Source organism: Salegentibacter haimaensis (genome assembly GCF_054121495.1).
Window position 1 is genome coordinate 163,200 of sequence record NZ_JBSYGH010000005.1, and the last position, 12,119, is coordinate 175,318.

Below are 12,119 nucleotides of genomic sequence, written 5' to 3' on the forward strand. Positions count from 1 at the left end.
AAAATTTAAATTTCCTGCCAGCCGTTATAGTTCACCACATAATCTTCGTCGTGGGTCACGGGTTTTTCATAATCGGAAGAATTAGCCAGGCCAACCCCGGCATAAAAGGTTCGGGCATTAAATTTTAAGGCGTGTTCTTTAATATGCTTCAGAAAAGTAAATTCAAATTCTTTGGGGTCGTGTGGATATTCGATCGCACGAACTATTACAAAGTGCAGTTTCCCTTCTTTCAAAGCCACAAACTGCGGATTTTTACCCATTTCACTGTTCACCCCTAAAAACTCATAACCCTGGTCTTCGAGGTCTTTCCCTACAATATTCATCGCAAGGTTATGCAGCTCTTTATCACTTAACTTAGACATAGCACAAAAATACGATTAAGATTCTATCTAAACGAAAAAACCCCTGCTTTCACAGGGGTTTAAATTATCTACTTTAAGGATTAACCTCCAAAGTCATCAAACCTGATATTCTCTGGTGGGATTCCAAAATCCTCACCCATTTTCTGAACAGCTTTGTTCATCAATGGAGGACCACAGAAGTATAATTCGATTTCTTCAGGCTCCTCGTGTTTGCTCAAATAATTATCGATTACTACCTGGTGAATAAATCCTACGAAACCATCTCCATCATCATCCAGATCTTTTTTCACTTTCCAGTTATCTTCCTCTAAGGGTTCAGATAATGCAAGGTAAAATTTGAAATTAGGGAAGTCTCTTTCCAGAGCTCTAAAATGTTCTGTATAGAACAATTCACGTTTAGATCTACCTCCATACCAGTAAGTCACGGTTCTTCCGGTTTTAAGTGTACGGAAAAGGTGATACAGGTGCGAACGCATTGGCGCCATCCCGGCTCCACCACCAACGTAAAGCATTTCTGCATCGCTTTCGTTGATAAAGAATTCACCATAAGGTCCAGAGATCGTTACTTTATCTCCTTTCTTTCTCGAGAAAATATAAGAAGAAGCGATTCCCGGATTTACATCCATCCATCCGTCTTTGGCGCGATCCCATGGCGGGGTAGCAACACGAACGTTAAGCATAATCTCGCGACCTTCGGCCGGGTAGGAAGCCATAGAGTATGCCCGCTCTACGGTTTCGGTGTTTTTCATCACCAATGGCCATAGTTTGAACTTGTCCCACTCTTCCTTAAACTTATCGGGAGTATCGTGCTCTTCAGGGTGTGCGGTGATATCCATATCTTCATATTTCACCTCACACTTCGGAATTTCAATCTGGATATAACCTCCAGCCTTATAATCCATATCTTCAGGAATTTCTACTACGAATTCCTTAATAAAAGAGGCTACGTTGTAGTTTCTCACAACGGTAGCTTCCCATTTTTTAATTCCGAAGACTTCTTCAGGGATCTGAATTTTCATATCCTGCTTCACCTTTACCTGGCATCCAAGTCTCCAGCCCTGTGCGATCTCTTTACGGGTAAAGTGAGGCTCCTCGGTAGGAAGAATGGCTCCACCCCCTTCAGAAACTATACATTTACACTGAATACAGGTACCACCTCCACCACAGGCAGAAGGCAGGAATAATTTATTATCACCAAGAGTAGACAGCAAAGTCCCTCCCGATCCTGTTTCGATATCTTTTTCGTTATTCACATTTATAGTCACCGGGCCAGATGGGGATAATTTGGATTTGGCTCCAAGAAGCATGGAAACCAGGGCCAGGATCAATACTAAAAATACTACTACACTTGCTATTACAACTGTCATAATCCTATTTTTTCCTTATTATAATTTAATTCCCATAAAACTCATAAACCCTAGGGCCATAAGTCCGGTTATGATAAATGTGATTCCAAGACCCTTTAAAGGTGCCGGTACATTGGAGTAAGCGATCTTTTCTCTAATGGCAGCGATTCCAAGAATGGCAAGGAACCAACCAATTCCACTTCCAAACCCGTAGGTTAAGGCTTCGGTGATTGCTCCAAAATCTTTTTGCTGCATAAATAATGAACCTCCAAGTATAGCACAGTTTACAGCGATAAGGGGAAGGAAAATCCCCAATGCCCCATAAAGAGCAGGCGCGAATTTTTCAACGATCATCTCTACAAGTTGTACCATAGAAGCGATTACCGCGATAAACATAATAAAGCTCAGGAAGCTAAGGTCTACATCGGCAAATTCGGCTCCAAGCCAGGTTAAAGCTCCCGGTCTTAGCAGGTAATTGTCCAGTAAAAAGTTAATAGGAACGGTGATGGTAAGTACAAAGATTACCGCAGCACCTAAACCAACAGCTGTTTTTACTGTTTTTGAAACGGCAAGGTAAGAACACATTCCAAGAAAATATGCGAAAATCATATTCTCTATAAAGATGCTCCTAACAAATAAATTTACATAATCCATTATATCTTGTTTTAGCTGTTAGTTTTCTTCAATTAGTTTACGGTTTCTGGCACGTTGTAACCAGATGATCACTCCCACTACGATAAGCGCCATAGGAGAAAGCAGCATTAATCCGTTATTTTCGTAACCCAGGGCATAAAGACCTGTAGATTCGGCTGCGGTTGCGGCTTTGTGACCTAACACCTCATACCCGAATAATTTCCCGGAACCAAGCAGCTCACGGAAAAAGGCTACGATGATAAGAATTAGACCGTATCCGGCCGCGTTACCCACACCATCAAGGAAAGATTTATAAACTCCATTCCCCAGGGCGAAGGCTTCCAAACGTCCCATTACGATACAGTTGGTAATAATAAGCCCGATGAAAACCGAAAGCTGCTTACTAACATCGTAGGCATAGGCCTTTAAAATCTGGTCTACCAATACCACCAGGGAGGCAACTACTACCAGCTGCACGATAATCCTGATTCGGCTTGGAATCATATTACGCAAAAGCGATACGATCATATTGGCAAATGCCATTACCGCTACCACCGCGATGGCCATTACCACTGCAGGCTCTAACTGAACCGTAATTGCAAGGGCCGAACAAATACCCAGTACCTGTACGGTAATCGGGTTATTATCGTCTAATGGATCTGATAATATTTTTCTGTTTGCTTTCGACAGAAAATGCTCTCTCTCTTCTGAATTAGACAGGAAGAGAATCATTTCTTTTTTCTTAGCTTCCTTTTCTTCGGAAGTATTTTTTATCTCCTTAGCCATAATTACTTAGTTGCTACTTTAATATCTTTTTGCTGCTCGAAATACGGCAGGTAACGCTTCAGTCTTTCAGAAATCATATCTGAAACCCCGTCTCCCGTAATAGTTGCTCCTGAAATTGCATCTACCCGGTTGTCGTCTTTATTCGAAGAATCGTTGTTCCCTTTCACAACCGATACCCCGATAAGATTTCCGCTTTCGTCAAAAATCTTTTCATCGGCGAAACTTTCCTTAAACCATTCTTTGGTGATCTCGGCACCTAAACCGGGGGTTTCCCCAAGGTGGTCGAAGGTGGCACCCTTAATGGTATTCACATCGTCTTTAAGAGAGATGTATCCGAAAATCGCATTCCAAAGTCCGTTTCCTCTTAGCGGTACGATATAGTATTTTTCACCTTCATAATCTGCTACATACAGAGGAAAGATTTGTTCAGAAACCGGTCTTTTTAATTCTTTGGCAAGGTCTACGGTAAAGGCATCAACCTCTTCGTCTACGCTACCGTCTTCTCTAAGACTTAATTCTTCTACAATATATTGGTCATACAAAGCTTCAGCTCCGGCTCTATCGGTTTCAACACCAATAGTTGCCAGAATACTTTGCATCTTTTCCTGCCTTACGTTCTCGCGCTGAATTGGCTGCAGCGAGGTGGCGGTAAAAGCCAGCACCGAGGCTACCACGATCACCATAATAATGGCGAACATAAAAGTGTAACCGTTGCTGTTTGTTTTATTTACTGATTTTTCTTCCATAATTAAACTGCTGTTTCAACCTGTCCGGTTGCGGTTTTTACTCTTTTCCTTCTGCGCTTGATGTTTGACTGAATCACGTAATGGTCTATGGTAGGAGCAAATACGTTCATAAGTAAAATAGCAAGCATCACTCCTTCGGGATATGCCGGGTTAAATACCCTGATCATAATGGAAAGGAAACCTATCAAGAATCCGTAAATCCACATTCCTTTTAGGGTTTGAGAAGCCGATACAGGATCGGTAGCCATAAATACAATTCCGAAGGCAAGACCTCCCACTAACAGGTGATTGTACCAGCTAAAATTGGTAAGTTCATTTCCTGTGATTCCAAGTGAAGGAAGTGCATTGAAAATTAAAGCCATCACTGCTGCTCCGATAAATCCGCTTAAAATAATTCTCCAGTTTCCAACTTTGGTGAACACCAAAAGCAGGGCACCTGCAAGAATAAATAAGGCCGAAGTTTCAGCAACCGATCCGGGAATTACTCCCATAAACATATCCATAGAATTATAGGATACCTGCTCACCTGCAGCTAAACTCCCCAGGATAGTTTCACCCGATACTGCTTCAATATTGCTGGCCTCACTAACCCACACCTGGTTTCCAGACATATAAGTTGGATAGGCGAAGAAAGCAAAAGCCCTTGCAGTTAAGGCAGGGTTCAGAATATTCATCCCTGTTCCTCCAAAAGCTTCTTTCCCAATTAATACAGCAAAAATTACTGAAAGCGCTAACATCCAAAGCGGCAGGTCTACCGGCATAATCATTGGAATAAGCAATCCCGTTACCAGGTAACCCTCGTTTACTTCGTGACCTCTGTAAATTGCGAAGGCAAATTCAATTCCAAGACCAACAGCATAAGAAACCGCAATCATCGGAATAATTTTAAGAGCTCCGTGTCCTATTGCATCCCAAAAGGTGAAATCACCCCCAAGTTGCACAAAATGTTGATACCCCTGGTTCCACATCCCGAAAATCAAGGCGGGAATAAGTGCGATTACCACGGTGATCATAGTTCTCTTAAGGTCTACTGCATCACGAATATGCGCACCTTTTTGAGTGGTATGATTTGGGGTAAAAAGGAAAGTATCTATCGCGTTAACCGCAGGAGCATATTTTTCGAATTTCTTTCCTTTTCCGAAAGGCTCCTTTATTTTATCTAATCTTTGTCTAATCCATTCCATAGTGCTACTGCTTTTTAACCAACTTCAGTAATCATTAAATCCAGACCCAATCTTATCACTTCCTGAATTTCGATTTTCGAGGTATTTACGTATTCTACAAGTGCGAAATCTTCAGGAGCAACTTCATAGATACCCAGATTTTCCATTTTTTCAATATCACCCGCCATACAGGCTTTTATTAGCTGCATAGGGAAAATATCCATTGGAAGCACTTCTTCCATCTCCCCGGTCACCACCAGTGCACGCTCCTCCCCGTTAAGGTTGGTAGTAGGTGTGTACTTGCGATTTGGGAACAACCAGGAAAGTGAAGTCCTGGAATTTGAATGAATATTATTATAGGTAAATGGCAACCATCCAAAGGCACGGTATTGATTTCCTTCAGGAATCATACACAGCTCATTGGCGTAGAAGTTAAGATATTGATTATTGGTAATCTTATCGCCGGTAAGCACATTCCCGGAAATCATTCTAATATCTTCACTTACATTACCAACAAGATCGGCCGAATTGGCTCCGATTTTAGTTTGGTAATATTTGCGATCTTTAGCTTCACTACCGGTTACAGCCACAGTGCGGTTAGCTTCAAATCTTCCGGTAAGGAAAAGATTTCCGATAATGGCAACGTCTTCAGGAGCAATTACCCAAACACGCTCTCCCTGGTTTACAGGATCTATTTTATGAATCTGCACTCCAACATTTCCGGCCGGGTGAGGCCCGTTTACGTTGTGCAACTCAACTCCCTGGGTATTTCCAAGCACAGAAGCAGAACTTTTATCTACTGAAAGATGCACTTTCCCGGGCGTTAGTTTTTGCAATGCTTTTACTCCTTCCTGGAAAGCTGCCTGCTGGTCCTTTAAAACAAAGCCCCAATCTGGCGCTAAAGGCGCCGTAGACACTGCAGAAATAAAAATCGCTTTTGGCGTATCTTTAGGATCGGCAATGATATCGTATGGACGTTGCTTTAGAAAAGCCCCACAGCCGCTTTCAAGAATTCTGGCTTTTACGGCATCGGCACTGGCCGAAGCTGCATCGAGTTTCCCGAATTCTTTGTAGCTATCCTGAGGATGTGCTTCTATAATCACTTCCAGAATACGACGACGTTCTCCACGCTTAATTTCCTTTAGCGTACCGCTAACAGGACTGGTAAAACGAATTTCTTCTGTGTATTTGGAAAAGAAAATTTCATCGCCGGCAAGGATTTGAGCTCCTTCTTTAACCACCATTTTAGGTACCACTGTATGAAAATCTGGCGGTTTTATGGAATAGGTCTTTGACCTTGGAGCCTGTACCAGCTCTTTTTCCGCCTCCCCTTCTAATCTTAGAGATAAACCTCTTTTAATTCGAATGTCTTTTGACATAGGATGGAGTGTATGTTAAAAAATTAATTTTAAAGTGCTGCAAATTTAGAATTTTAACCTCAAACCACCCAACAAATGCATTAAATTTCGATTAAGGCAATTGTTAAAATGAAATGTTAAAAATTCGGGTATCAAATTTGTATTTACATTTGTAGATATACCAGAGAATGAAAAACATATTCTTTTTACTGCTTTGTATTTCAAACAGCTTATTTCTTATAGGTCAGGAAAATGAAAACCTGCCACCAAATTATATTCGCAGCATTCAACTGCACGGGGATTCGCTCCAGGAAAATGGTAATCCCGTGATCAATATGGGCGAACGCCTGCACCTTAGTTTTGATGATATTATTGGCGATGAAGCCGATTATTACTACCAGATCGAACACTTTGATCATAACTGGGCCAAATCCCAATTAGCAAAGGCCGAATATTTAGAAGGCATAGATAATATTCGGATTTTCAATTATGAAAATTCCTATAATACGCTTCAGTCTTATTCTCACTACCGCCTAAGTATTCCAAATGAAGAAAGCAGAGGCCTTAAAGTGAGCGGTAACTATATGATCAAAATCTTTAATGGCGGTGGCGAACTGGTGTTTTCCCGAAAATTTATGGTGGCTGAAAGGCTCGCCGTCGTACCCATTCAGATTAAAAGATCGAGAAACCTCAATTTTATCGAAACCCGGCAGGTTTTGAACTTCAGCATAGATCCCAGGGAATTTTTACTAAAAAATCCAGACCAAACCATCAGGGTGGTTTTAATTCAGAATCACAATTTAAAATCTGCCATCACCGATTTAAAACCTCAGTTCACCATGGGCAATGAGCTTATTTATCGCTATGACCAGGAGAGTTCATTTTGGGGCGGGAATGAATATCTTATGTTCGACAACAAAGAACTGCGGGCCTCTACGGCCGATATTAATTATGTAGATGTAGACAGGCTCTACCACCATCATCTTTTCCCCGATCGCAGCCGGGCCGGCGAGCCCTACACCTACAATCCCGATATTAACGGGGGGTTTGTAATACGCAGCCTGAATGCCCGGGATCCTAATATTGAAGCCGAATATACCTGGGTGCATTTTAACCTCATCAATTACGACGATCTGCAAGGCGGGGAACCGCATATTTTTGGAGGATTCAATAATTTTCAAACCGACGAAAGCACCAAACTTACCTACAACCAGGAATCGGGACAATACGAAGGTGCCAGGCTTTTTAAGCAAGGATTTTACAATTATAAATATGTGCTTAAACGAGCCGATGGCAGTATAGACGAAGGCTTTTTTAGCGGCAACCACGATGATACCGAAAACACCTATCAGGTACTGGTGTACTATCGTGATCTCGGCGCCCGTTACGACAGACTTATTGGAGTGGGGAGAGCAAATTCAACTGTAATTACTAACTAATGAAAACCAGGCGCTCGGCCTTAAAATTTCGGGGTAAACGTTGCCTAAATTGTGATCATCCTTTAGATCCAAGCGACAAATATTGCCCTGCCTGCGGACAATTAAACTCCACCAAAAAGTTATCTTTTGATGATTTTTTCAATGAATTTTTCGCCGGAATTTTTGCCTACGATTCCCGTTTCAGAAGAACTCTGAGAGCCCTGCTTTTCCAACCCGGAAAAATCTCGAAAGATTATATCCTTGGAAAAAGGCAGCGTTACGCCAACCCCTTCAGGTTTTATTTAAGCGCTTCCATTATATTTTTCTTGATTTGGGGGCTTACCCAAACCCTTAACCCCAATAGCGGCCCGGCCATACAACCCGGCGGAATTTCTACTGAAGCCAATAGAGCAGCCCTGGACAGCCTGCGTGCCCGTACCGACAGAGACAGCGTTTCACCGCTGGCCGATGATGAACTGGGAATTGTAAAATTAATTGAAGAGCAACCACGCCTGGGAAGACAAACCTATCTGGATGTTTATACAGACCAATCCAGCCTGGACACTATGTCTTTTCTGAATGCCAGCTGGAAAAAACTGGATATCTATCATCGTTTTTACAAGGAAAAATCAATTCCAAATGCCTACCAGGCCCTGGACAGCCTTAAACACGAACACAGCACCTATAATCATTGGCTTTACAAAAAATCGGTAGATTATATAGAGATCCAGAAGAACCCGAACATTTTTGTAAACTACTTTATTAGCAAACTGCCGTTTATCATATTCTTTTATTTGCCGGTTTTTGCACTTTTTATCTGGCTTTTATACCTGCGTCGCAACTATACCTATATGGAACACCTGGTGTTCACCTTTCACGTGCAAACCACCTTTTTTGTGTTATTTACCTTCTATGTTTTGCTGAATTTTTTCATAAATGCAGAAGATATTGCCTGGATTTTTATCCTGATCTTTACCTTTTACCTGTATAAAGCCCTGCGGAAATTCTATGGACAGGGCCGTGTTAAAACGATTCTAAAGTTTATGATACTCAACCTAATATTCTTTATTTTAGCAGGAATTGCAGCAGTTTTTTCAGCTGTGGCATCTTTCGCGATATATTAATTATGGTTCAGCAAATCACCAGGGGAATAAAAATTTCAGTAGAAACCTCCTTCGAGGGCAAGTTCTACAGGAATAGTAATATCCGCTTTGCATTTGCTTATAAAATCACCATAGAGAATCAAAGTAACGACTGTGTGCAGCTAAAATCCCGTTTCTGGAAAATTAAAGATGCACTTAATTACACCGAAGTGGTTTCGGGAGATGGGGTAATTGGCCAACGGCCGGTGATCAAACCCGGTGAAAGCCATTCTTACGAGAGTGGATGCCTTCTTACTTCCCCATTTGGGTCTATGAGCGGTTATTACAATATGGTAAATTTCAGTTCTGCCAGAAGATTTAGAGTTCGCATTCCCAGTTTTAAGTTAAGCGCCCCCTTCGCGCTTAATTAAAATTCGAAGTTTTCCTCATATACCTTTTCGCTCTCCAGGTCTTTATACCAAAATTTCGCCTGTCCTCCTGCTACTATTATTTGCGAGATGCTTTTGGTTTTTACAAATCCGCGGTCCATTATGAGGTCAAGACTTTTATCTCCAATTCCTGCCGAATGATGAAAGCCCAGCATAGCTTCAGGAGTAATTTTATTTTTTCTTCGGAATTCCGAAAACCAGGCCTCGCGTTTTTGCTTCATCTTCTCGTCGTATAAAGGTGAAGACGACCAGATATGCTCCTGAAGCTGTAATTCTTTGAGGTGTAACCTTTCTTCATCCCAAACCACTTCGGTAAAACCGAGATTGGTATCCCAATTTACCATCACCAAAGTAAAGGCTTCGATCCCGTTAAAATCGTAAGATTCCAGGGTTTTAAAAACATCAGCAGAAGCAAGTAAATCCTTAACCACCACTCCCCTGCTAAGCCGATAATTGGATTTGCGTTTATGAGGTTTAAAAGCTCCATTCATAAGGCTAATTGCGCGCTTTCTTTGGCTTATTCCAATCCAGGTTCCTCCTGCTTCCATATCTTTAGGAAACAGCAGTGGCACCTCTTTATAGATTTCAACGGCGGGGGGCCGGGTTTTCCTGCCCGGTGCTTCATCCCGGTTTGAGGTCAAAACGAAGGAGTTTTCGGTCAAATTTAGAGGCAACAAACTCAGCGTACACATAGCGATTTCTTAATAATTTAAGCCTATTTGCTAAAATAGTTAAGCTTTCGTGAACTGAGGTCTGAAATTGCCTTAAATCGCTTAAATTTTTTACCTTTAGCAACTTGAAATTTTAATTACAAAACTTTTAAATAAATTATTTATGTCTAACGGATTTTTCCACGTTCCGGTTGCTGTTAACGAGCCGGTAAAAACCTACGCTCCCGGGACCCCCGAAAGAGAAGAGGTATTGCTTACCTATAAAGATATGTACAACACCAAAATGGAAGTACCTTTATATATAGGTTCTAAACAGGTAAAAACGGGAGATACTGCAACGATGTACCCTCCACACGACCATAAGCACGAACTCGGAATTTATCATAAGGCTTCAAAGAAAAACGTTGAAGAAGCGATAGAAAGCGCTCTGGAAGCCAGAACCAAATGGGCCAATTTGCCCTGGGAACAAAGAGCTGCAGTATTTTTAAAAGCTGCCGACCTTATCGCCGGGCCCTATCGCTCCCGTATAAATGCTGCGACTATGATCGGGCAGTCAAAGAATATTTATCAGGCTGAGATTGATTCGGCTTGTGAACTTTGTGACTTTCTACGCTTCAACGTAGAATATATGAGCCAAATCTACAACGAGCAGCCAGAATCATCTGAAGGTAACTGGAACCGTGTAGAATACCGCCCGCTAGAAGGTTTCGTGTATGCCATCACTCCTTTCAACTTTACCGCCATTGCCGGGAACCTGCCCTCGAGTGCTGCCCTAATGGGGAATGTTGCTATTTGGAAGCCAAGTGACAGCCAGGTATATTCGGCCCAGGTGATTATGGAGGTTTTCCGTGAAGCAGGAGTGCCAGACGGAGTGATCAACATGGTGATGGGAGACCCGGTGATGATTACCGACACCCTCCTTGCCAGCCCAGATTTTTCCGGAATTCACTTTACCGGTAGTACTACTGTATTTAAAGGTATCTGGAATAAAATTGGAAGTAATATTCAGAATTACAAAACCTACCCAAGAATTGTAGGGGAAACCGGAGGAAAAGACTTTATTGTAGCTCATCCAACGGCTAACCCAAAACAGGTGGCTACTGCGATTTCAAGAGGAGCTTTTGAATTCCAGGGACAAAAATGTAGCGCCGCTTCAAGGGTATATCTTCCGAAAAGCCTTTGGCCGGAGATCAAGGATTTTGTTACCGAAGATGTAAATTCGTTCAAGATGGGATCGCCGGAAGATATGACCAACTTTATCACGGCGGTGATTCACGAAGGCGCTTTCGATAAATTAGCCAGCTACATTGACAAGGCTAAAAAGGATAAAAATGCCGAGATCGTAGTAGGTGGAAATTATGATAAATCGAAAGGTTACTTTATCGAGCCTACCGTGATTCTAACCACCGATCCTAAATACACCACTATGGAAACCGAATTATTTGGTCCCGTGGTGACTATTTATGTATATGATGACAAGAATTTCAGCGACAAAAAATGGGATGATTTGCTGGAACTGGTAGATGACACCAGTATTTATGGACTTACAGGAGCCGTGCTTTCCGGAGATCGTTATGCTGCTACCCGTGCAACCGAGCTTCTGCAGAATGCTGCCGGTAACTTCTACATTAACGATAAACCAACCGGTGCCGTAGTTGGACAGCAGCCTTTTGGAGGTGCCCGTGCCAGCGGTACCAACGATAAGGCCGGTTCTAAACTGAATTTATTGCGTTGGGTTTCTCCAAGATTGATCAAGGAGACCTTCGTAACTCCAACCGATTATCGTTATCCTTTTATGGGAGAATAATTTGTAGGAAAATATCTTACAAAAAGAGGCTGTCTGAAAAGGCAGCCTCTTTTTTATTCGAAATAATATAGGATTGTTTTATTTTCATGGTATGAAAGCTAAAGTTGTATTTAAGACCTACGACCAGTCCCAGTTAAGTCTTTTACCTCCCAGTGGACTTGCAAGAAAAAGTCGGACATTTTTTCTAAGACCTATGCTACATTTTTAAATTGATAAAATTATTGTTCTACTTCATAAGGAGTTTTATACCCTAAAAAAGAGTGTAAACGTTTTCTATTATACCATATTTCTATGTATT

General features: G+C 41.8%; 12 protein-coding genes. 4 read left to right on the forward strand and 8 right to left on the reverse strand.

The genetic code is table 11. From position 1 onward, the window contains the following. Positions 1-5 precede the first annotated feature (5 nt). From ACW6QP_RS07145 to ACW6QP_RS07175, 7 genes are all read right to left on the reverse strand, one after another. The gene (locus ACW6QP_RS07145) at positions 6-362 is read right to left on the reverse strand and encodes a Na(+)-translocating NADH-quinone reductase subunit F (RefSeq protein ID WP_457910170.1); all 357 of its coding nucleotides are present in this window, start codon (positions 360-362) and stop codon (positions 6-8) included. A gap of 80 nt (positions 363-442) precedes the next feature. Continuing rightward, positions 443-1,729 carry an NADH:ubiquinone reductase (Na(+)-transporting) subunit F gene (nqrF, locus tag ACW6QP_RS07150; RefSeq protein ID WP_457910171.1) on the reverse strand — a complete coding sequence of 429 codons (1,287 nt, stop codon included), beginning with the start codon at positions 1,727-1,729 and terminating at the stop codon, positions 443-445. 18 nt (positions 1,730-1,747) lie between these two features. Next, the gene (gene nqrE / locus ACW6QP_RS07155) at positions 1,748-2,362 is read right to left on the reverse strand and encodes an NADH:ubiquinone reductase (Na(+)-transporting) subunit E (protein WP_457910172.1); all 615 of its coding nucleotides are present in this window, start codon (positions 2,360-2,362) and stop codon (positions 1,748-1,750) included. An 18-nt stretch (positions 2,363-2,380) separates the two neighbouring features. Next, entirely contained in the window at positions 2,381-3,127 is a 747-nt protein-coding gene (locus ACW6QP_RS07160) for an NADH:ubiquinone reductase (Na(+)-transporting) subunit D (protein ID WP_457910173.1), read from the reverse strand. A 2-nt stretch (positions 3,128-3,129) separates the two neighbouring features. Continuing rightward, entirely contained in the window at positions 3,130-3,873 is a 744-nt protein-coding gene (locus tag ACW6QP_RS07165) for a Na(+)-translocating NADH-quinone reductase subunit C (protein ID WP_457910174.1), read from the reverse strand. A 2-nt stretch (positions 3,874-3,875) separates the two neighbouring features. Next, positions 3,876-5,057 (reverse strand): NADH:ubiquinone reductase (Na(+)-transporting) subunit B, encoded by a 1,182-nt coding sequence (locus ACW6QP_RS07170; protein ID WP_457910175.1) that lies wholly within the window; start codon positions 5,055-5,057, stop codon positions 3,876-3,878. Positions 5,058-5,071: 14 nt separating this feature from the next. Beyond that, positions 5,072-6,415, reverse strand: coding sequence for a Na(+)-translocating NADH-quinone reductase subunit A (locus tag ACW6QP_RS07175; RefSeq protein ID WP_457910176.1), 1,344 nt, complete (start codon positions 6,413-6,415; stop codon positions 5,072-5,074). 167 nt (positions 6,416-6,582) lie between these two features. Between ACW6QP_RS07175 and ACW6QP_RS07180 the strand changes: the two genes are divergently transcribed. Genes ACW6QP_RS07180 through apaG form a run of 3 tightly spaced genes read left to right on the forward strand, consistent with a single transcriptional unit; the run spans position 6,583 to position 9,325 of the window. Continuing rightward, positions 6,583-7,833 (forward strand): type IX secretion system plug protein, encoded by a 1,251-nt coding sequence (locus tag ACW6QP_RS07180; protein ID WP_457910177.1) that lies wholly within the window; start codon positions 6,583-6,585, stop codon positions 7,831-7,833. After that, on the forward strand, positions 7,833-8,936 hold the full coding sequence (locus tag ACW6QP_RS07185; RefSeq protein ID WP_457910178.1) for a DUF3667 domain-containing protein: 1,104 nt from the start codon (positions 7,833-7,835) through the stop codon (positions 8,934-8,936). Before ACW6QP_RS07180 ends, ACW6QP_RS07185 begins: the two co-directional genes overlap by 1 nt. 2 nt (positions 8,937-8,938) lie before the next feature. After that, positions 8,939-9,325, forward strand: coding sequence for a Co2+/Mg2+ efflux protein ApaG (apaG, locus tag ACW6QP_RS07190; RefSeq protein WP_457910179.1), 387 nt, complete (start codon positions 8,939-8,941; stop codon positions 9,323-9,325). On the opposite strand, the gene ACW6QP_RS07195 is transcribed toward apaG, so the two are convergent. Further along, positions 9,322-10,035 carry an NRDE family protein gene (locus ACW6QP_RS07195; RefSeq protein WP_457910180.1) on the reverse strand — a complete coding sequence of 238 codons (714 nt, stop codon included), beginning with the start codon at positions 10,033-10,035 and terminating at the stop codon, positions 9,322-9,324. The two genes, apaG and ACW6QP_RS07195, sit on opposite strands and share 4 nt — an antisense overlap. A gap of 142 nt (positions 10,036-10,177) precedes the next feature. Between ACW6QP_RS07195 and pruA the strand changes: the two genes are divergently transcribed. After that, positions 10,178-11,821, forward strand: coding sequence for an L-glutamate gamma-semialdehyde dehydrogenase (gene pruA / locus ACW6QP_RS07200; protein ID WP_457910181.1), 1,644 nt, complete (start codon positions 10,178-10,180; stop codon positions 11,819-11,821). The last annotated feature ends 298 nt before the right edge of the window (positions 11,822-12,119 follow it).